The organism is Streptomyces ziwulingensis (assembly GCF_039542605.1).
Classification (GTDB): Bacteria; Actinomycetota; Actinomycetes; order Streptomycetales; family Streptomycetaceae; genus Streptomyces; species Streptomyces ziwulingensis.
Genome location: NZ_BAABIG010000041.1, coordinates 34,225 through 54,729, shown reverse-complemented (window position 1 = coordinate 54,729; position 20,505 = coordinate 34,225). Strand labels below are relative to the sequence as shown.

Below are 20,505 nucleotides of genomic sequence, written 5' to 3'. Positions count from 1 at the left end.
GTCTGCTTTCTTCGCTGATGCCACAGGTCATCAACGGGAAGTCGGTGTTTCGAAAGGGAAGGCCGTGCGGCCGGCGGGCGTCGTGTCCCCCTGTGGCAGGGGCGCACGCCGGACGAGCGCACAACAGCCGCCTATTCTTCCATGCCGGGCGTCCTGCGCCAAAATCGGCCGTACGGCTCCCCCGCCGGGTCCGGTGCCCAGCCCAGGATGGAGAGCATCTCGCGGTCCTTCTTGTCGAAGGCGGCGGGCTCGCACCGTTCGATCAGGTCGGGCCGGTGCGCCGTCGTACGCCTGAGTGCCTCGTCCCGGCGCCAGCGGGCGATCTTCCCGTGGTGGCCGCTGAGCAGCACCTCGGGGATCCCCCCGCCGCGCCACTCGGGCGGCTTGGTGTAGACGGGGCCTTCCAGGAGGTTCGCCATGGCGCCGGGCGCGAACGAGTCGTCCCGGTGGGACTCGGCGTTGCCCAGGACGCCGGGCAGCAGCCGGGCCACGGCCTCGGTGATCACGAGCACCGCCGCCTCGCCGCCGGCCAGCACGTAGTCGCCGATGGAGACCTCGTACACCGGCATGCGCCGCGCGTACTCGTCGACGACGCGGCGGTCGATGCCCTCGTAGCGGGCGGGGGTGAAGACCAGCCAGGGGCGCTCGGAGAGCTCGACGGCGAGTTCCTGGGTGAAGGGGCGGCCGCTGGGGGTCGGCACGATCAGGGCGGGCGTGCGGGAGCCCGTCTCGTAGCCGTCGGCGAGCACGGTGTCCAGGGCGTCGCCCCACGGCTCGGTCTTCATGACCATGCCGGGGCCGCCGCCGGCGGGGGTGTCGTCGACGGTGTTGTGCCGGTCGTACGTCCAGGAACGCAGGTCGTGCACGTGTACGTCGAGCTGTCCGCGCGCGCGTGCCTTGCCGACGAGGGAGACGTTCAGCGGGTCCAGGTACTCGGGGAAGATCGTGACGACGTCGAGCCGCATCAGACGCCGTCCTCGCCCTTGCCGCCGTCTTCCTTCCCGGAGGCGATCTCGGCCCGGTCGTCGATCAGGCCGGGCGGCGGGTCGATGACCGCGCGCTGCTCCGCCAGGTCGATCTCGGTGACGATCTCGGAGACGAACGGCACGTAGACCTCGCTGCCGTCGGGCCGTTCCACCACGAAGAGGTCCTGGGTGGGCAGGTGGGAGACCTCGGTGATCCGGCCGACCTCGGTGCCGTCGGGGAGGACCACGTCGAGGTCCATGAGCTGGTGGTCGTAGTACTCGTCCTCCTCCTCGGGCAGCTCGGCCGGGTCGACCTCGGCGATGAGGAGGGTGTTGCGCAGCGCCTCGGCGCCGGTGCGGTCGGTGACGCCCTCGAAGCGCAGCAGGAGCCGGCCGCTGTGGACGCGGCCGGTGGCGATGGTGAGCGGCCCGGTGGCGGCGGGGTCCGTGGTCAGCACGGCACCGGGCGCGAGCCGCAGCTCGGGCTCGTCGGTGCGGACCTCCACGGTGACCTCGCCCTTGATGCCATGGGCGCGGCCGATGCGCGCTACTACCAACTGCACGGTGCCTGATCTCCTGTCGTACGACACATCCGATACGTGCGTCACATGCGATACATGCGTGACATGTGCGATACACGCGTCACATGAGACTCTCCTGACATACGACTACGGGCCGGGGAGGGCCGTTGAGCGGCCTTCCCCGGCCCGAGCCGGTGCTGCGATGCGAAGCGTCAGCGGACGTGGTCCACGTCGACGAGGTCGACCCGGATGCCGCGACCGCCGATGGCGCCCACGACGGTGCGCAGAGCGCGTGCGGTGCGGCCGTTGCGGCCGATCACCTTTCCGAGGTCGTCCGGGTGGACCCGGACCTCGAGCACACGTCCGCGACGCAGGTTGCGCGAGGCGACCTGCACATCGTCAGGGTTGTCCACGATGCCCTTCACGAGGTGCTCGAGAGCCTCCTCGAGCATGCTCAGGCCTCGGTCGACTCGGACTCGGCGGCAGCCTCGTCCTTCTTGTCGGCCTTCTTCTTCTGGGTGATGGCCTCACCCTTGCCCTCGTCCTCGCCACCGAGCGCCTCGAAGGTCGGACGGGCCGACTTCTCGGCGGCCACGAGCAGCGGGGGCGGGGCGGGCTCGCCCTTGTACTTCTGCCAGTCGCCGGTCTTCTTCAGGATGGCGAGCACGGGCTCGGTCGGCTGGGCGCCGACACCGAGCCAGTACGCCACACGCTCGGCGTCGACCTCCATCACCGACGGGTTGTACGTCGGGTGGTACTTGCCGATCTCCTCGATCGCACGGCCGTCACGGCGGGTGCGGGAGTCGGCGACGACGATGCGGTAGTGAGGCGAACGGATCTTGCCCAGACGCTTCAGCTTGATCTTGACTGCCACGGGAGTGGGTTCTCCTGGTTTTGACGTGGTTGGGCACGGCGAGAGAGCCGCGTGGGGTTGCGGTACCCGAGTGCCCGACGGACGCGTCAGCCGGAGGAAGAGAGGGGTCCTATGCGGCTGTCGAGTACAGCTAGCCATTGTGCCACACCCCGCGGACCGCTTCCGGCCGCGGGGTGTGCGCAGGGTGCCGGGTCACGGCTGCCACGAGCAGCCGGCCGCCTCAGCTCGCCACCGCGCCGACCACCTCCGGGATGCGGAACGGCTTGCCGCAGCCGCCGCAGACGATCGGCGCCTGGGCCAGGACGGACGGGACGACCCGCACGTTGCGGCCGCAGTCGCAGACCGCCTTCACGCGCACGCCGCCGCCGGAGGAACCGTGCCGGGCGGCCGGGCCGCGGAAGGTGCGGGCGGAGTCGGTCGCGGTCGCCGCGGTGTGCGCCTTGAGGGCGCGCTGGAGGCGCTCGATGGTCGGGCGGTACCGGCGCTTCGCCTCGGGGGTGAGTGTGACCAGCGAGAAGCCGCTGCTGGGATGCGGCTCCTCGGGGTGGTCGAGGCCCAGTTCCTCGGCGATCGCGAGGAATCTGCGGTTGTGGTACCGGCCGGCGCGGGATGTGTCGCGGACGCCACGGGCGGCGGCGACGCCGTGGACTGCTTCATGCAGCAGTCGTTCGAAGGAGAGTTCGTGGCCGCAGGCGGACGACGACTCTCCGATAAGGGACTCGGGCGCGGCAAGATCGGGCAGCTCGGGGTGGTGCCGCTGAATATCGGCCCACGCCTGCGCCAGCTCTGCGGCGAGAACAGGTGGTGTCGTGCTCACGTAATGAGAACGAGCCGGGGTGCCCCTGTGTTCCTATTCCGGGGCATCCCAAATATTTTGCTCGTACCCGTCAGTTTCCGCTGATGCGCCCCGACGAGGGAGGGTGCGCCGATCTGCCCAGAAGCCGCACAGCTCGTACCAAGGTGGTGCGTAGTCGGCCGTACGCGTCGGCGCGTACGCCGTGTCCAGTCGGCGGTGCGGCCGGGGTGCGCGCGGGCGCAAGAGACGTTTCGGCCGCCCTCGCGCCCCAAGGGCATCCTCACGTGTCCCACGGGCATCCCCCGGTGGTCTCCCGGTCGGCACGAGCGACGACGCGAGGCTACCGGGTGCGGCGAGGCCATGGGGCGCCGACCCGTCCTCGTGGGACGCCTGGTTCGCGGACCTTGGCCGGAACGCCGTCTCGTCCGTCACCGCGCGGACGGTCTCCCGGGCGGAGGCGAGCCGCGGCCGTACCCGCGACCCCCTGTCATCACCGTGCGACCCGTTCAGGCCACCGCCGCACCGGGCCGGCGACGGCGGCGGCCCCGGAGGCGCACCGCCACGCGCCGCCACGTATCCCCGTGCACCCCCCGGCCCTCCTCGATATGCGCCAGGTTGCCGGGATGTGAAATCTCGCCACTTCGCCTGGGATCGGGCAAACCGTCCGCCTTTACCACTGGACGGCGCGGCGCGCCCGGAGTTTCCTGGCATACGGGGGAAGTACGCGCGACGCACGGGGGGCCATGACATCGGGCACAGCGGCGACACTCGGCGATTGGGGCGCTTACCTATGACACCTACGCTCGTGCGGCAGCACCCGCCTCGCGCCGGGGCGAGGCCCCGCGTGGACCGGCGGGCACGCGCGCGTGACTGGTCCGAGATCCAGGAGCGGATGCTCGTACCGCTCTACGAGACCGTCTACGAGCGGCTCGGCCTGGGCTCCGGTACGCGGGTGCTGGGCCTGGGCTGCGGTTCCGGGCTGGCCCTGCTGATGGCGGCCGCCCGGGGAGCGGCGGTCACCGGCGTGGACGACGGCCGGCCGGAACGGCTGGCGTTCGCGCGCGACCGCCTGCTCCCCGGGAGGTGGGACGCGCCCGCGCGTGCGGACGCCCGGATCGTCGAGGGCGTCCCCGAGGACGCGGGCGACCCGCGGCTGCCGGGGTTCGGCCTGGTGACGGCCTTCGAGCCGATCGGGTGCCAGGCGGGCGACTCGGCGGGGCTGGGCGAACTGCTGGCGGCGGCGACGCCGCTGGCCGAGCGCGGGGCCGCCGTGGTGCTGGCCGGCTGGGGCCCGCCCGAGCGGTGCGCGACGACCTCGGTGCTGCGGGTGGCCACCAAACTGGCGGACCCGCTGAGCAGTCCGGGCAGTTGGCGTCCCGCGCTCCGCGACGACCTGGAGGAGGTCGCCCAGGAGGCGGGTCTGAAACCGGACGGCTCGGGACGGGTGGCCTGCCCCTTCGGTTACGCGAGCGTCGACAGCGCGGTGCGCGGGCTGCTCTCCACCGACCTGTTCGACGCGGCGATCGCCGCGACCGACCAGGCCCAGGTGGACAAGGAGCTGACCGAGGCGCTCCACCGGCACCGCAGGGCGGACGGCACGGTCTGGATGCCGAACGTCTTCCGGTATCTGATCGCCCGGACACCCTGACGAGACACTCTGGCCAGGCACCCTGACGACGGCCGGCCCGGAGCTCGCGGCACGACGAGGGGGCGCCCCCGGCAGGAAGGGCGCCCCCCGTCACGTACCGCCGGGGCGGGTCAGCCCATGAACTTCTTGAACTCGTCCGGCAGCTCGAAGTCCTTGCCGCCCTGCTGGGGCAGGCCGAAGGCGCCGCCGTTCTCCGCGGCGGCGGCGCGGCGGGCGGCGTCCTCCTGCTCCTGCTGCTTGCGCTTCATCGGGTTGCCGGAGCGCTGCTTGCCCTTGGCCTTCTTCGGCTGCTTCTTCGACCGGCCGGGGCCGCCGCCCATGCCCGGCACCCCGGGCATGCCGGGCATCCCGCCGCCCTGGGCCATCCGGGACATCATCTTGCGGGCCTCGAAGAACCGCTCGACCAGGCTCTTCACTGCGCTGACCTCGACACCGGAGCCCTTGGCGATACGGGCGCGGCGCGAGCCGTTGATGATCGTGGGTTCCTGGCGCTCGCCGGGGGTCATCGACTTGATGATGGCGGCGGTGCGGTCGACGTCCCGCTCGTCCAGGTTGTTGATCTGGTCCTTGATCTGGCCCATGCCGGGCAGCATGCCGAGCAGCTTGCTGATGCTGCCCATCTTCCTGACCTGCTCCATCTGGGCCAGGAAGTCGTCCAGGGTGAAGTCCTGGCCCTTCTTGGACGCCAGCTTGGAGGCCATCTTCTCGGCCTCTTCCTGACTGAACGTCTTCTCCGCCTGCTCGATCAGGGTGAGCAGATCACCCATGTCGAGGATGCGGGAGGCCATCCGGTCGGGGTGGAAGGCGTCGAAGTCCTCCAGCTTCTCGCCGTTGGAGGCGAACATGATCGGCTTGCCGGTCACGGAGGCGATCGACAGGGCGGCACCGCCGCGGGCGTCGCCGTCGAGCTTGGACAGGACGACACCGTCGAAGCCGACGCCGTCGCGGAACGCCTCGGCGGTGTTGACCGCGTCCTGGCCGATCATCGCGTCGACGACGAAGAGGATCTCGTCGGGGCTGACGGCGTCGCGGATGTCCGCGGCCTGCCGCATCAGTTCGGCGTCGATGCCGAGGCGGCCGGCGGTGTCCACGATCACCAGGTCGTGCACCTTGGCCTTGGCGAACTCGATGGAGTCCTTGGCGACCTTGACCGGGTCGCCGACGCCGTTGCCCGGCTCGGGGGCGTAGACGGCGACGCCGGCCCGCTCGGCGACGACGCTGAGCTGGTTGACGGCGTTGGGGCGCTGGAGGTCGCAGGCGACCAGGAGCGGGGAGTGGCCCTGCTCCTTCAGCCAGCGGCCGAGCTTGCCCGCGAGGGTGGTCTTACCGGCACCCTGGAGACCGGCCAGCATGATCACGGTGGGCGGCTGCTTGGCGAAGCGGAGCCGGCGGGTCTCGCCGCCGAGGATGGTGACCAGTTCCTCGTTGACGACCTTGATGATCTGCTGGGCCGGGTTGAGGGCCTTGGAGACCTCCGCGCCGAGCGACCTCTCCTTGACCTTCTTGATGAAGGTCCGCACGACGGGGAGGGCGACATCGGCTTCGAGGAGCGCGATGCGGATTTCGCGGGCCGTGGCGTCGATGTCCGCCTCGGACAACCGCCCCTTGCCACGCAGGCTCTTGAAAGTCGCTGAGAGGCGGTCGGAGAGAGTATCGAACACGGCGGCGTCGGTCCTCGGAGTCGGGGGCGTTTCGGGCTGCCCTCCAGGGTATCCGCCCTGGCAAGTAATTCGTCCCCGCCCGTCGGACGGGGCCGGGGGCCGCTCACCCCCGCAGCGTCTCCTCCAGCTTCCGGGCCACCGCGGCCGCCTCGCCGTCCGGCAGCGGCGCGCCCGTCGCCCCGGTGACGTAGAAGGCGTCGACGGCGTTGGAGCCGAGGGTCGAGGCGTGGGCGCTGCGTACCCGTACCCCCGCCTCCTCCAGCGCCCGGCCGATGCGGAACAGCAGGCCCGGCGCGTCCTGGGCCCGGACCTCGATGACCGTGGCCAGGTGGGAGGCGGTGGCGGCGACCGCCACCCGCGGCGGGGGCGCGACCACCCCCCGGCGTCTGGGATAGGCCGCGTCCCGTTCGGCGAGGCGGCCGGCGATGTCGAGGGTGCCGTCCAGCGCCCGGACCAGGTCGGAGCGGAGCCGGGCGGCCTGCGGCAGCGAGCCGTACTCGGCGGCGACCCGCCAGTCCAGCAGCAGTACCGAACCGTCGACGCCGTCGGGCAGCGGCAGGGAGCGCAGTTCGGCGGTGCGGACGGTGAGGCGGTGCACGGCCAGCAGCCCGGCGACCGCGGGGAGCACCCCCGCCTGGTCGGGGACGGCGATCAGCAGTTCGACGCCGAGCGGTTCGGGGTCGCCGGACGCCTCCTCGCCGGCCGCGGGCTCGGTCTGCGCGCGCAGCGACAGCACCGGCCCGCCGGTGCGGAACGCCTCCAGGGCGAGCCGTTCCTGCTCGGCGGTGGGCACGGCGGCCTCCGGGTCCGCCGGGGGGTCGCCGGACAGCACCGCCGCGACCCGCCTGACCAGGTCGGCGACGAGCGAACCGCGCCAGGAGGACCAGGCGGCGGGCCCGGTGGCCAGCGCGTCGGCCTCGGTGAGGGCGTGCAGCAGTTCCAGGGTGCTCTGCGTGCCGACGGCCTCGGCGACCGCGCGCACGGTGGCGGGGTCGTCCAGGTCGCGCCGGGTGGCGGTCTCGACGAGCAGCAGGTGGTGCCGGACGAGGGTGGCGAGTACGGCGACGTCGGCGCGGTCGAAGCCGATGCGGGCGGCGACGTCCTTGACGATGATCTCGCCCGCCACCGAGTGGTCGCCGGGCCAGCCCTTGCCGATGTCGTGCAGCAGCGCGGCGATCAGCAGCAGGTCGGGCCGGTGCACCCGGCGGGTGAAGCCGGCGGCGCGCACGGCGGTCTCGATGAGGTGCCGGTCGACGGTCCAGACGTGGACGGCGTTGCGCTGCGGCCGGCAGCGCACCCGTTCCCAGTCGGGCAGCAGCCGGGTGACCAGCCGTTCCGCCTCCAGCGCCTCCCAGACCTCGACGGTGGGGCGGCCGGAGCCGAGCAGGGTGACGAGCTGTTCGCGGGCCTCGGCGGGCCAGGGCGTGGGCAGGGGTGCCACGGCGGCCGCGAGGCGGCGCACGGCGTGCAGCGAGAGCGGGAGTCCGGCCTGCGCGGCGGCCGCGGCGGCGCGCAGCGGGAGCACCGGGTCGCGTTCGGGCCGGGCGGCGCGGGCGAGGCCCACCTCGCCGTCCTGCTCGACCACGCCCTCGGCCAGCGGGGACCGTTCGGGCGCCGGTTTGCCGCCGCCCAGCATGGCGCGCAGCCGGGGCCGTACCGACCGCGACCGCAGCACGCGCCCCACCTCGCGCCAGGTGACGTCGCTGGCGTACGAGATGAGCCGGGCGGCCTCGTAGACCTGCCGGAGCAGGGTGTCGGCGTCCAGCAGGCCCAGTTCGGCGGCGACCTGGTCCTGTTCCTGGAGGGCGAGCCGGTCGGTGGCGCGGCCGGTGGCCAGGTGGAGGGCGTCGCGTACGTCGAGCAGGCGGCGCCGGGCGTCGGCGAGGCCCTCGCGGGGGGCGTCGGCGAGCCAGGAGGCGGCGACGGCGCGCAGCGCGGTGGCGTCGCGCAGTCCGCCCCTGGCCTCCTTGAGGTCGGGTTCCAGCAGGTACTGCAGCTCGCCCTGGCGGTCGGCGCGCTCGGCGCACAGTTCCTGGAGTTCGGGGAGGCGCTTGGGTGCCTGGTTGCGCCAGTCGGCGAGGACGGTGGTGCGCAGGGCGGCGGTGAGGCCGAGGTCGCCGGCGAGGTGGCGGGCGTCGAGGAGCCCGAGGTGGACCTTGAGGTCCTCCGCCGCGGTCCGGCGGGCCTCGGCCGGGGTGCGCACCGAGTGGTCCAGGGCGAGGCCGAGGTCCCAGACCGGGTACCAGAGGCGGTCGGCGAGGGCGGCGACCGCCTTGTCGTCGTGGCCGTCGTGCAGCAGGAGCAGGTCGAGGTCGCTGCGCGGGGACAGCTCACCGCGTCCGTAGCCGCCGACCGCGACGAGGGAGACGCCCCGCAGCCCCGCGGCGCCGGCCTGCCCCGCGGCGCCGGCGTCGAAGAGGCCGGTGAGCCAGTCGTCCGTCAGCGCGGAGAGGGCGGAACGGCGCGGCGGCCCGGGCCGCGCCCCCTCGGTGAGGAGGCGCAGCCGGGCCGCCGCGTAGCCGCTGGGTCCCGAGTCCTCTGCTTCGTTCGCCACGTCCGTGCTCGTCACCCAGCGACTCCTGTTCCTCTGTCGTGTCAGAGCGCGTCCGGGCCGCGCTCACCGGTGCGGACCCGGACGGCCGTGTCGACGGGGATCGACCAGACCTTGCCGTCACCGATCTTGCCGGTACGGGCCGCCTTGACGACGACCTCGATGAGCTGTTCGGCGTCGTCGTCCTCGACCAGCACCTCGATGCGGATCTTGGGCACCAGGTCGACGGTGTACTCGGCGCCGCGGTAGACCTCGGTGTGGCCGCGCTGGCGGCCGTAGCCGCTGGCCTCGGTGACGGTGAGTCCGTGGATGCCGAAGGCCTGGAGGGCCTCCTTGATCTCGTCGAGCCGGTGCGGCTTCACGACGGCGGTGATGAGCTTCATGCGTCCACCTTCTTGCTTGCGGCCTGTGCGGTGGCTCCGGGGGCGGTTGCCGGGACCGCGGTCCGGGCTGCGCCGCCGCCTGCCCCGCTGAAGTCGTATGCGGTCTCGGCGTGCTCGGCCTGGTCGATGCCGGCCACCTCGTCGTCCTCGGATACCCGCATGCCGATGGTCTTGTCCAGCAGGAAGGCGAGGATCGCGGAGACGATCAGGGAGTAGGCGAGGACGCCGAAGACGCCGGCGCACTGCTTCCAGAACTGGTCCAGGCCGCCGCCGTAGAAGAGGCCGGCCACGTCGGACTGGCCCTTGCCGGTGGCGAAGAAGCCGATGAGCAGGGAGCCGAGGATGCCGCCGACCAGGTGGACGCCGACGACGTCGAGCGAGTCGTCGTAGCCGAAGCGGTACTTCAGGCCGACCGCCATGGCGCACAGCACACCGGCGATGACGCCGATGGCGATGGCGCCGAGCGGGGAGACCGCGCCGCCGGAGGGGGTGATGGCGACCAGGCCGGCGACGGCGCCGGAGGCGGCGCCCAGGGTGGTGAACGCGCCGTGGCGGATCTTCTCGTAGGCGAGCCAGCCGAGGACGGCGGCGCCGGTGGCGACCTGGGTGTTGACGAACATCAGCGCGCCGACGCCGTCGTCGTTGCCGAGCCAGGAGCCGGCGTTGAAGCCGAACCAGCCGAACCACAGCAGGGCCGCGCCGAGCATGACCAGCGGCAGGCTGTGCGGGCGCATCGGGTCCTTCTTGAAGCCGACCCGCTTGCCGATGACGAGGATCACGCCGAGCGCCGCCGCACCCGCGTTGATGTGCACCGCCGTGCCGCCGGCGAAGTCGATCACGCCGAGTTCGAAGGCCCAGCCGCCGGTGCCCCAGACCCAGTGGGCGACCGGGAAGTAGACGATCGTGACCCACAGGGCGATGAACAGCGCCCAGGCGGTGAACTTCACGCGGTCCGCGAGGGCGCCGCTGATCAGGGCGGGCGTGATGATCGCGAACATGAGCTGGAAGACGAGGAAGACGAAGACCGGGATCGTGTAGCCGTCCCAGAGTTCGGTCAGGCCGATGTTGCTCAGGCCCAGCCAGTCGGAGTTCCAGCCGACGAGGCTCGCGGAGTCCGTGCCGAACGCCATGGAGAAGCCGTACAGCACCCACAGGACGGTGACGATGCCGAGGCTGATGAAGCTCATCATCAGCATGTTCAGGGTGCTCTTGACCCGGACCATGCCCCCGTAGAAGAAGGCCAGACCCGGGGTCATGAGCATCACCAGGGCGGAACAGATGAGCATGAACCCTGTGTTGGCGGCAGAGAGCGTGGGCGCCTCTGCGGCAAGGGTGATGGCTGGTGCCATCGGCGTCTCCTCGTCGTTGGTACGGCCCCGTGCGGGCGAAGCCTGTGCGGCATGAGGGGTGGGCCGGTTATGCGCCAAGAGACTGGCGCAGCGCGGTTTCGGTGGAGGCCCCTCGTTGTTTCGCCGCCGTGACGAAGACACCGTGCGTGTTACGCGTGGATGAACTGCCTGTTCTCGCCCCGAGCGATCGTTATCGTGGCGCAACCTGTGCGGGCCGGCCGCGGCGGCGCTCCGTGGCCCTGGCCTGGGGGAGCCGAGTCGGGCAGTTCGGGAGGGCCGGCCGCGGCCGGGGTCGGTGGGTCTCAGACCGCCTCGGCGGTCTCCGGGAGTTCGATGGCGAGGCGTGCGGTGAGGTCGACGATCTCGGTCTGGTCGCCGAAGTCGCGTACGGCTGTGTCGACCGTCTTGCGGATGCGGGTGTTGACGCGTTCGGAGCGGACCTTCTTGGCCTTCGCCATGGCCTCGGTCAGCAGGGCGGCGCTCTGCTCGGGCTCGCGCCGCAGCAGGTGCACGGTGGCCATGCCGACCAGGTTCAGCGCGTACGACCGCTGGTAGTCGTCCTCGGCGGCGAACAGTTCCACGGCCCGGCGCATCAGCGGCTCGGCCAGTGAGGCGTAGGCGGGGCTGCGGCCGGCCATGTAGGCGAGGTCGCGGAAGGAGTGGCTGTTCTCGCCGTACAGCTCGGCCTCGGAGAAGAAGCGGATCCAGTCGGGGTCCGGCTCGTCCCAGTCGGCGGCCTCGGCGAAGGTGTCCTCGGCCATCCGCACGGCCCGTTTGGTCCGGCCCGGCCGGCCCATGTTGGCGTAGGCGCGGGCCTCCATCGCATACAGCATGGCCTGGGTGCGCGGGCTCGCGCAGTCGCGGCTGCCGTACTGGGCGAGATGGACCAGTTCCAGCGCGTCGTCGGGCCGCCCCAGGTGGATCATCTGGCGGCTCATGCTGGAGAGGATGTACGAGCCGAGCGGCCGGTCGCCCGCCTCCTTGGCCGCGTGCAGGGCGAGGACGAAGTACTTCTGCGCGGTGGGCTGGAGCCCGACGTCGTACGACATCCAGCCGGCCAGTTCGGCGAGTTCGGCGGCGACCCCGAAGAGCCGGGAGCGGGTGGCGTCCGGCTGGGGTTCCTGGAGGAGGTCGGTCACCTCGTGCAACTGGCCGACGACCGCCTTGCGGCGCAGTCCGCCGCCGCACTGGGCGTCCCACCGCCGGAACATCACGGTGGTGGTCGCCAGCAGGTCCAGCTCGGCCCGGGAGAGGCGGCCGCGGGCCCGCGTGGCGGGCACCGGCCCGGCCGCCGCCGAGGAGCCCGCGGGGGCGGGCACGAGCCAGCGCTGCATGGGTTCGATGAGGGACGGGCCCGCGGAGAGGGCCAGTGAGGTGCCGAGGAAGCCGCGCCGCGCCAGCATCAGGTCGCTGCGCGAGAACTCGCTGAGCAGGGCCACGGTCTGCGGGTCCGTCCAGGGCAGGTCGACGCCGGTGGCGGACGGTGCGGGGCGGGAGGTGCGCAGACCGAGGTCCTCGACCGGGACGACGGCGCCGAAGCGCTCGGTGAACAGCTCCGACAGGATGCGGGGGATCGGCTCGCGCGGGTTCTCGCCGTCCAGCCAGCGCCGCACCCGGGAGGTGTCGGTGGAGATGTGGCCGGCGCCCAACTGGCGCGCGCGCCGGTTGACCTGGCGGGCCAGTTCACCCTTGGACCAGCCGCTTCGGGCGAACCAGGAGGTGAGCAGTTCGTTGGGGCGCTTGTCCGGGTGTGCCGGGTTGCCGGCGCTCGTCCCGCTACCGCCGTTGCCGCTCACTGGAACGCCCCCATCCCTGAACCATCCGTCGCCGAGTGCGCCAAGCCCTATCAGCATGCCGGGGGGCACGGCCGCCTGTCCGCTGGTTCACACCCTTCGAACGGAACGACGAGTTGCCTCCGGCATACCCGCGGGTGCGTGCACCCCGGGCTCTGTTCACACAAAGTAACCGAATGATCACCCGTGCGGCCATGGCGGACACGCAAACGCCACCATTCGCCACCCCTTCGAATGAACGCACGGTGGCCGGGTCGCGATTCACTTGACACCGGTCACCCGCGAAGAGGTGCGGCGATGTACGCCGGGGCGCGGACTGCCTGCCGCACCACCCCCAGCGCTTCCAGGCGCCGTCTGAAACGCGCGGCAGTGGGGAGGGGGAACAGAGAGTCACGGAGCGGGTCCGCTTCGTGACCACCGGTGCGTCGGACCCGTTGGAGGGGGCATGGGCTTCACGATCGGCGGCAGTCGCGGCATCCGCGATCTCGGCATCCGCGATCTCAGGACCGGCGCGCGCCGCCGCGGTCGCTCGTCGGCGTGCACCGCGGTGGCCGAGTTCACCGGCCTGTGGGGGTGGGACGTGGTGCCGGGGGCGCGGGCCGCGTCGGGCGTCTGTTCCTGCGGACGTGTCGACTGCCCGGCGCCGGGCGCGCACCCGCTGGACTTCGCGCCGGAGGTGCCCGCGGGGTCGACGCTGGACGAGGTGAGCGAGGCGTGGGCCCGGTTCCCGGGCGCCTCGGTGATGCTGCCGGTCGGCCGGTCCTTCGACGTGATCGAGGTGGCCGGGTGTGCCGGGCGCCGGGCGCTGACCCGGCTGGAGCGCATGGGGGTGCCGGTCGGCCCGGTCGCGGTGACCCCGCAGGGACGCGCCCACTTCCTCGTCGCCGCGGGCACCGCCGCCGAACTGCCCCGGCTGCTGTACCGCATGGGCTGGGACGCGCCGTCCGCCCTGGACCTGCGCGGTCTCGGTCCGGGCACGCACGTCACGGCCCCGCCCTCGGACCGCGGCGGCCTCGGCCCGGTGCGCTGGCTGCGCCCGCCGGCCCTGGACTCGGCCACGAAGCCGCCGCAGGCCCGGCTCCTCCTGGGCACCCTGGCGTACGTGGCGCACCGGTCGCGGGCCTGAGCCCGAGGCCGTCGCCGTACAGGATTCCTGAGTTCCGGAACGCCGGAAGCGCCCGTCCCCCAGGGGAGCGGGCGCTTCCGCGCGTGCGGGCGGGACCGGTTCAGTCACCGATCGGCTCAGTCACCGATCAGCGCGTCCACGAACGCCTCCGGCTCGAACGGCGCCAGGTCGTCGGCGCCCTCGCCCAGACCGATCAGCTTGACCGGTACGCCCAGCTCACGCTGGACGGCGATCACGATGCCGCCCTTGGCCGTGCCGTCCAGCTTGGTGAGCACGATGCCGGTGATGTCGACGACCTCGGCGAAGACCCGGGCCTGGATCAGTCCGTTCTGACCGGTGGTGGCGTCGAGCACGAGCAGCACCTCGTCCAGCGGGGCGTGCTTCTCCACGACGCGCTTGACCTTGCCCAGCTCGTCCATGAGGCCGGTCTTGGTGTGCAGGCGGCCGGCGGTGTCGATGAGGACGACGTCCGCGCCGATCTCCTTGCCCTCCTTGACCGCGTCGAAGGCGACGGAGGCCGGGTCGCCGCCCTCCGGGCCGCGCACGGTGTGGGCGCCGACCCGCTCGGCCCAGGTCTGGAGCTGGTCCGCAGCGGCGGCGCGGAAGGTGTCGGCGGCGCCCAGGACGACGCTGCGGCCGTCGGCCACCAGGACGCGGGCCAGCTTGCCGGTGGTGGTGGTCTTGCCGGTGCCGTTGACGCCGACGACCATCACGATGCCGGGCTTGCGCTGGGCGGGCTCGGTCTTGACCTCGCGGTCCATCCCGGGGTCGAGGAGGGCGATCAGCTCCTCGCGCAGCAGTCCGCGCAGTTCGTCGTGGGTGCGGGTGCCGAGCACCCGGACGCGCTCGCGGAGCCGCTCCACCAGCACCTGGGTGGGCTGCACCCCGACGTCGGCGGTCAGCAGGGTGTCCTCGATCTCCTCCCAGGTGTCCTCGTCGAGGTGCTCACGGGACAGCAGCGTGAGCAGCCCCTTGCCGAGGGCGTTCTGCGAGCGGGACAGGCGGGAACGGAGCCGGACCAGACGGCCGGCGGTGGGCTCGGGGACCTCCAGTCGGGGGATCTCCAGCTCGTCGACGACGGGCGGTTCCCCGAGGGTGGCGGTACCGCCGTCCGGGAGGTCGACCTCCTCTATCGTCCGGCGCGGCTCGTCGCGCGGCGTCTCGGCGTCGTCGCCGACGTGCGGCTCGGCCGGAGGGGCGGTGAGGTCGGGTGCGGCGGGGGGCGGCTTCGGCAGCGGCTTCTTGCGCCGGCTGCCGACGACCAGCCCGCCGATCGCGCCGATCACGACCACGGCGATGACTACAGCAAGGATGACGATTTCCATAACCCGTCCAGTATCAGTCATCGGCTCGTCGCACAGCCCGCTCAGGACTTCCCGTCCCGTCTTTCTTCGCCGGTACCGCCACCCCGTCCGGTACCGGCGGTACCGCCACCCGTCCGGTTTCGCCGGTACCGGCGCTCCCGTCCGGTGCGCCGGAACCGCCGCCGCCCCCGTCCGGTGGTGACCGGACGGGGGCGGCGGGACGACACGGGGAGAGGGGCAGCGGGGGATGAGCTCCTCCCCCCGGGCTTTCGGGGGCCTCCCGGTGAGGGGAGGGGGCGCGGGCGGGGTCAGCCCATCTCCTCCAGCGCCTTGCCCTTCGTCTCCTTGACGAACTTCAGGACGAACGGGATGGAGAGCGCGGCGAAGATCGTGTAGATCACGTAGGTGCCGGAGAGGTTCCAGTCGGCCAGCGACGGGAAGCTCGCGGTGATGGCCCAGTTGGCGATCCACTGCGCGGAGGCGGCCACGCCCAGGGCGGCGGCGCGGAGCCGGTTCGGGAACATCTCGCCGAGGAAGACCCAGACGACGACACCCCAGGACAGGGCGAAGAAGAGGACGAAGACGTGGGCGGCGATCAGGGCGACCCAGCCCTGGGTGGCCGGGAGCTTGCCGTCGACCAGGTGGGCGGAGAAGGCCCAGGCCTCCAGCGCCAGGCCGACGACCATGCCGACCGAGCCGATGAGGGCGAGCGGCTTGCGCCCGACGCGGTCCACGAAGATCATCGCGATCACGGTGCCGACGATGTTGATGATCGACGTCGTGAAGGAGTAGAAGAACGACTCCGAGGGGTCGACGCCGACCGACTGCCACAGCGTCGAGGAGTAGTAGAACGCGACGTTGATGCCGACGAACTGCTGGAAGACCGAGAGGCCGATACCGATCCAGACGATCGGCAGGAAGAAGAAGCGGCCGCCGAGCAGGTCCTTGAAGCTGGACTTCTCCTCGCGGTGCATCCCGGTCTCGATCTCGGTGACGCGGGCGTCGAGGTCGATCTTGTCGCCCTCGACCTCTTCGAGGATCTTGCGGGCGCGCTCGTGCTTGCCGACCGAGATCAGGAAGCGGGGGGACTCGGGGATGGCGAAGGACAGCAGCCCGTAGAGGATGGCCGGGACCACCATGACGCCGAGCATGACCTGCCAGGCCTCCAGGCCCATCAGCTTGCCGCGCTGGTCGCCGCCCGCGGCGTTCAGCAGGCCCCAGTTGACGAGCTGCGACACGGCGATGCCGATGACGATGGCGGCCTGCTGGAAGGAGCCGAGCCGGCCGCGGTAGGCGGGCGGGGAGACCTCGGCGATGTAGGCCGGGCCGATCACCGAGGCCATGCCGATGGCGAAGCCGCCGACGACGCGCCAGATGGCGAGGTCCCACAGCGCGAAGGGCAGGGCCGAGCCGACGGCGCTGATGGTGAAGAGGACGGCGGAGATCTGCATGCAGCGGATACGGCCGATGCGGTCGGCGATGCGGCCGGCGGTGGCGGCGCCGATGGCGCAGCCGATCAGCGCGATGGCGATGACCTGGGCCAGTACCGCTGAGCCGACGTCGTAACGGTCCCGGATGGCCTCGACGGCGCCGTTGATCACGGAGCTGTCGTAGCCGAAGAGGAAGCCGCCCATCGCGGCCGCCGCCGCGATGAAGATGACGTGCCCGAGATGATCGGGATGAGCCGTTCTGGCTCCTGAATTTGCCGCAGTGCTGGTCACGTGTACTCCTCGGGCCACCGGCAACGCCGCCGGGGTGGATCGCCTTCGAGGTCCGACTGAGGTACCTGAAGGTAAAAGCAACGTTGCAGAGACTATGCCTTCAAGTTTCGAAGTCAAGAGGGCGAGTGGTGTGAGCTTCCAGACGTTGTGGGCCGGTACGGGTAGAAAATCGGCGGGAAGTGAGGAACAACAGTGTTCAAGACTTGAAGCCTTGATGTTGTTCTCGCGAGGAAACCGCAGGTGCGGGACGGACTACCGCAGGCGCTGGCTGATGACCTTGGAGACCCCGTCGCCCTGCATGGACACGCCGTACAGGGCGTCCGCGATCTCCATGGTCCGCTTCTGGTGCGTTATCACGATCAACTGGGACGCCTCCTGCAGCTCCTGCATGATCCGGATCAGCCGTCGCAGGTTGGTGTCGTCGAGCGCCGCCTCCACCTCGTCCATGACGTAGAACGGGCTGGGCCGCGCCTTGAAGATCGACACCAGCAGCGCCACGGCGGTCAGCGACCGCTCCCCGCCGGAGAGCAGCGACAGCCGCTTGACCTTCTTGCCCGGCGGCCTGGCCTCCACGTCGATGCCGGTGGTGAGCATGTGGCCGGGGTCGGTCAGCACCAGCCGGCCCTCGCCGCCGGGGAAGAGGCGGCCGAACACGCCCTCGAACTCGCGGGCGGTGTCCCGGTAGGCCTCGGTGAAGACCTGCTCGACGCGCTCGTCGACCTCCCTGACCACCTGGAGCAGGTCGGTACGGGTCTTCTTCAGGTCCTCCAACTGCTCGCCGAGGAACTGATGCCGCTCCTCCAGCGCCGCGAACTCCTCCAGCGCCAGCGGATTGACCTTGCCGAGCTGCTGGTAGGCGCGCTCGGCGTCCTTCAGCCGCTTCTCCTGCTCGGCCCGCGCGAAGGGCCTGGGCCGGTTGCGCGGGTGGTCCGGATCGTCGGGGAGTTCCTCACCCTGGGCGGGGGGCGAGGGCGGCACGAGCTGGTGGGGGCCGTACTCACCCACGAGTCCCTCCGGTTCCACACCGAGTTCCTCCAGCGCCTTGGCCTCCAGCTGCTCGATCCGCAGCCTCTTCTCGGCGCCGAGTACCTCGCCGCGGTGGACCGAATCAGTCAGCTTGTCCAGTTCACTCTTCAGGCCCCGTCCCGCGGTGCGCGCCGCGGCCAGTTCCTGTTCCCGCCGGGCCCTGGCCGCCTCGGCGGCGCCGCGTTCCCGGTCGGCGCGGGTGAGCGAGACCTCGACGTGCGCCAGCAACCGGCGGGCTCCGGCGGCGACGGCCCCGGCGACGGCCGCCTCGTGGCGCAGCCGGGCCCGCCGCTGTTCGCCGCGCGCGCGTGCCTCGCGTTCGGTGCGGGCGGCGCGGTCCAGCGACTCGGCCCGTCCGGCCAGCCCCTTGACCCGCTCCTCGTGGGTACGGGCCTGGAGGCGGGCCTCCATCTCGGTCTGCCGGGCGTTGGCGCCGTCGGCGGCGAGCCGGTCGCGCCGGGCGTGGTCCGGTTCCTCGTCCAGGGGCGTCTCCTCGGCGACGGCGAGCCGCTCGGCGAGTTCCTCGGCGTCCGTCAGCGCCCTCTCCAGCGCCTCCTCGGCCCGGGCCGCCGCGGCCGCGGAACGCTCCGCCTCGCCGGCCGCGCCCCGCGCCTGCCCGGCGAGCCGCCCGAGCCGCTGGGCGACGGCCGACCGCTCCCGGTCGGCGGCTCGGCCGCGCGCCCCCAGCTCCGCCACGAGCGCGGCGCACTCCCGGCGCCGCTCACCGGCCGCGTCCTGCGCCGCCGCCAGCTCCTCGCACCGCACGTCCAGCTCGGCGAGCGCCGCGGCGGCCTCGTCCACGGACGCCCGCACCTCGATCAGGCTGGGCGCCCCCGCCGATCCGCCCTGCGCGAAGTGCGCGCCCAGCAGGTCGCCCTCGGCGGTGACGGCGGTCAGCCCGGGCCGCGCGTAGACCAGCTCCTCGGCGTCCTCAAGGGTGGCGACGACGACGATCCCGCGCAGCAGCCGCCGTACGGCGGGCATCAGCGCGTCCGGCCCGCGCACCAGGTCGGCGGCGTACGGCGGCCCGTCCCCGCGGGGCTCGGGGGTGACGTCGTCGGCGGCGCCGGCGAGCAGCAGCGCGGCCCGGCCGGCGTCCTGCTTGCGCAGCAGGCGCAGGGCGTCGGCGGCGGCGGACGGGGAGGCCACGGCGAGCGCGTCGGCCGCGGCGCCGAAGGCGGCGGCGAGCGCGGTCTCGTGGCCGGGCACCACGGTGAGCAGCCCGGCGGCCGGTCCGAGCAGGCCGGAGAGACCGTCCCGTGCGGCGAGGAGCGCGCCGGTGCCGTCCTTGCGGCGCAGGCCCAGGGCCAGCGCGTCGTGCCGGGCCCGGGTCGCGGCGCGGCTGCGCTCGGCGGCGGTGGCCGCCTCGCGGGCGGCGGTGAGCGCGGCCTCGGCCTCGGCGAGCCGCCGTCCGGCCGCCTCGTGCTGTGCGGTGACGTCCCGGTTCCCGGCGTCGAGGCCGTCGACCTCGGCCTGGAGCGTCTCGTACTCCTCCTGGGCCGCGGCGGCGCGTTCCCCGGACTCGTCCCGGGCGGTGGCCAGCCGTTCGATCTCGGCCCGGGCGGCGGCGGCGCGCGAGCGGGCGGCGCCCACCTGGCCGCTGAGCCGGGCGAGGCCCTCGCGGCGGTCGGCGAGCGCCCGCGCGGCGTCCCGCAGGCGGCGTTCCTCGTCGGCCAGTTCGCGTTCCAGTTCGGCGCGGTGGGCGACGGTGTCCTCCAGGGCGTACCGGGCCGCCTCCAGGGCGGTCGCCAGTTCGGCCTCCTGTTCGCGGACGCGGGCGGCCTCGCGCTGCAGGTCCTCCGGGTCGCGGCCGCGCCGCTCCTCGGGGGGCGCCGAGGTGGCGCTCGTCACCCGCGCGTCGGCGAGCGAGACGGTGCCGCGCACCCGTTCGGCGAGCTGGGACAGTTCGTACCAGGTCTGCTGGGCGAGGGTCAGCCGCGGGACGAGCCGGCGGACCTCGTCCTCCAAGAGCGCCTCGCTGCGCAGGGCCTTGCCGAGTTCCCGCTCGGCGGCCTCCTTGCGTTCCTTCAGGGCGGCCTCGTCGGCGACCTCGGCCCGCAGCGCCTGGCGCAGTCGTACGAGGTCGTCGGCGAGGAGTCTGAGGCGGGCGTCGCGCAGGTCGGCCTGGATGACGGCGGCCCTGCGGGCCACCGCGGCCTGGCGGCCCAGCGGCTTGAGCTGTCTGCGCAGTTCGTCGGTGAGGTCCTGCACCCGCGCGAGGTTGGCCCGCATCGCGTCGAGTTTGCGCAGCGCCTTCTCCTTGCGCTTGCGGTGCTTGAGGACGCCGGCCGCCTCCTCGATGAAGGCGCGGCGGCCCATCGGGTCGGCGTGCAGGACGGAGTCGAGCTGGCCCTGGCCGACGATGACGTGCATCTCGCGGCCGATGCCGGAGTCGGAGAGGAGTTCCTGGATGTCCAGCAGCCGGCAGGTGTCGCCGTTGATCTGGTACTCGCTGCCGCCGTTGCGGAACATGATCCGGGTCAGGGTGACCTCGGCGTACTCGATGGGCAGCGCGCCGTCGGAGTTGTCGATGGTGAGGGAGACCTCGGCCCGGCCGAGCGGCGGGCGGCCGGTGGTGCCGGCGAAGATCACGTCCTCCATCTTGCCGCCGCGCAGCGACTTGGCGCCCTGTTCGCCCATGACCCAGCTCAGCGCGTCCACGACATTGGACTTGCCCGAGCCGTTCGGACCGACGACGCAGGTGATGCCCGGCTCGAACCGGAGGGTGGTCGCCGAGGCGAACGACTTGAACCCGCGGAGGGTGAGGGCCTTCAGGTGCACGCCGCC

At 72.5% G+C, this 20,505-nt stretch carries 15 protein-coding genes; 2 read left to right on the top strand and 13 right to left on the bottom strand.

Annotation, left to right across the window (positions count from 1 at the left end):
* Positions 1 to 131: 131 nt before the first annotated feature.
* The 5 genes from trmD to ABEB00_RS20685 all read right to left on the bottom strand — a co-directional run bounded on the left by trmD (position 132) and on the right by ABEB00_RS20685 (position 3,177).
* Positions 132 to 965: a tRNA (guanosine(37)-N1)-methyltransferase TrmD gene (gene trmD / locus ABEB00_RS20705; protein WP_345621400.1), complete on the bottom strand. Its 834-nt coding sequence runs from the start codon at positions 963 to 965 to the stop codon at positions 132 to 134.
* Positions 965 to 1,528, bottom strand: coding sequence for a ribosome maturation factor RimM (rimM, locus tag ABEB00_RS20700; protein ID WP_345621399.1), 564 nt, complete (start codon positions 1,526 to 1,528; stop codon positions 965 to 967). Before rimM ends, trmD begins: the two co-directional genes overlap by 1 nt.
* A 170-nt stretch (positions 1,529 to 1,698) precedes the next feature.
* Positions 1,699 to 1,938 (bottom strand): RNA-binding protein, encoded by a 240-nt coding sequence (locus ABEB00_RS20695; RefSeq protein WP_004924853.1) that lies wholly within the window; start codon positions 1,936 to 1,938, stop codon positions 1,699 to 1,701.
* 2 nt (positions 1,939 to 1,940) lie between these two features.
* Positions 1,941 to 2,360 (bottom strand): 30S ribosomal protein S16, encoded by a 420-nt coding sequence (rpsP, locus tag ABEB00_RS20690; protein ID WP_345621398.1) that lies wholly within the window; start codon positions 2,358 to 2,360, stop codon positions 1,941 to 1,943.
* A 220-nt stretch (positions 2,361 to 2,580) separates the two neighbouring features.
* Positions 2,581 to 3,177, bottom strand: a complete 597-nt coding sequence (locus ABEB00_RS20685) for a hypothetical protein (protein WP_345621397.1) — start codon at positions 3,175 to 3,177, stop codon at positions 2,581 to 2,583.
* Positions 3,178 to 3,946: 769 nt separating this feature from the next.
* Between ABEB00_RS20685 and ABEB00_RS20680 the strand changes: the two genes are divergently transcribed.
* A complete protein-coding gene (locus ABEB00_RS20680) occupies positions 3,947 to 4,804 on the top strand; it encodes a class I SAM-dependent methyltransferase (protein WP_345621396.1) in 858 nt (285 codons plus the stop codon).
* 110 nt (positions 4,805 to 4,914) lie between these two features.
* Here the strand turns inward: ABEB00_RS20680 and ffh are convergent, their stop codons facing one another.
* The 5 genes from ffh to nsdA all read right to left on the bottom strand — a co-directional run bounded on the left by ffh (position 4,915) and on the right by nsdA (position 12,544).
* A complete protein-coding gene (ffh, locus tag ABEB00_RS20675; protein WP_345621395.1) occupies positions 4,915 to 6,465 on the bottom strand; it encodes a signal recognition particle protein in 1,551 nt (516 codons plus the stop codon).
* Between the two features lie 103 nt (positions 6,466 to 6,568).
* Positions 6,569 to 9,034, bottom strand: coding sequence for a [protein-PII] uridylyltransferase (locus ABEB00_RS20670; RefSeq protein WP_345621394.1), 2,466 nt, complete (start codon positions 9,032 to 9,034; stop codon positions 6,569 to 6,571).
* 26 nt (positions 9,035 to 9,060) lie between these two features.
* Complete coding sequence (locus ABEB00_RS20665) at positions 9,061 to 9,399, bottom strand: P-II family nitrogen regulator (RefSeq protein WP_345621393.1); 339 nt, start codon at positions 9,397 to 9,399, stop codon at positions 9,061 to 9,063.
* Positions 9,396 to 10,748, bottom strand: a complete 1,353-nt coding sequence (locus tag ABEB00_RS20660; RefSeq protein ID WP_345621391.1) for an ammonium transporter — start codon at positions 10,746 to 10,748, stop codon at positions 9,396 to 9,398. Before ABEB00_RS20660 ends, ABEB00_RS20665 begins: the two co-directional genes overlap by 4 nt.
* Positions 10,749 to 11,050: 302 nt before the next feature.
* Positions 11,051 to 12,544 (bottom strand): transcriptional repressor NsdA, encoded by a 1,494-nt coding sequence (gene nsdA, locus ABEB00_RS20655; protein WP_345621390.1) that lies wholly within the window; start codon positions 12,542 to 12,544, stop codon positions 11,051 to 11,053.
* Positions 12,545 to 12,986: 442 nt separating this feature from the next.
* Between nsdA and ABEB00_RS20650 the strand changes: the two genes are divergently transcribed.
* A complete protein-coding gene (locus ABEB00_RS20650; RefSeq protein ID WP_345621389.1) occupies positions 12,987 to 13,667 on the top strand; it encodes a bifunctional DNA primase/polymerase in 681 nt (226 codons plus the stop codon).
* 116 nt (positions 13,668 to 13,783) lie between these two features.
* Here the strand turns inward: ABEB00_RS20650 and ftsY are convergent, their stop codons facing one another.
* From ftsY to smc, 3 genes are all read right to left on the bottom strand, one after another.
* Positions 13,784 to 14,992, bottom strand: a complete 1,209-nt coding sequence (ftsY, locus tag ABEB00_RS20645; RefSeq protein WP_345621388.1) for a signal recognition particle-docking protein FtsY — start codon at positions 14,990 to 14,992, stop codon at positions 13,784 to 13,786.
* 287 nt (positions 14,993 to 15,279) lie between these two features.
* Entirely contained in the window at positions 15,280 to 16,692 is a 1,413-nt protein-coding gene (locus ABEB00_RS20640; protein ID WP_345621387.1) for a sugar porter family MFS transporter, read from the bottom strand.
* A gap of 252 nt (positions 16,693 to 16,944) precedes the next feature.
* Positions 16,945 to 20,499 (bottom strand): chromosome segregation protein SMC, encoded by a 3,555-nt coding sequence (gene smc, locus ABEB00_RS20635; RefSeq protein WP_345621385.1) that lies wholly within the window; start codon positions 20,497 to 20,499, stop codon positions 16,945 to 16,947.
* Positions 20,500 to 20,505 lie beyond the last annotated feature (6 nt).

Coding starts and splice junctions, on each gene's coding strand:
- ftsY (WP_345621388.1), bottom strand. CDS start 14,992: ATGGAAATCGTCATCCTTGCTGTAGTCATCGCCGTGGTCGTGATCGGC.
- ABEB00_RS20680 (WP_345621396.1), top strand. CDS start 3,947: ATGACACCTACGCTCGTGCGGCAGCACCCGCCTCGCGCCGGGGCGAGG.
- trmD (WP_345621400.1), bottom strand. CDS start 965: ATGCGGCTCGACGTCGTCACGATCTTCCCCGAGTACCTGGACCCGCTG.
- ABEB00_RS20665 (WP_345621393.1), bottom strand. CDS start 9,399: ATGAAGCTCATCACCGCCGTCGTGAAGCCGCACCGGCTCGACGAGATC.
- ABEB00_RS20650 (WP_345621389.1), top strand. CDS start 12,987: ATGGGCTTCACGATCGGCGGCAGTCGCGGCATCCGCGATCTCGGCATC.
- ABEB00_RS20660 (WP_345621391.1), bottom strand. CDS start 10,748: ATGGCACCAGCCATCACCCTTGCCGCAGAGGCGCCCACGCTCTCTGCC.
- ABEB00_RS20695 (WP_004924853.1), bottom strand. CDS start 1,938: ATGCTCGAGGAGGCTCTCGAGCACCTCGTGAAGGGCATCGTGGACAAC.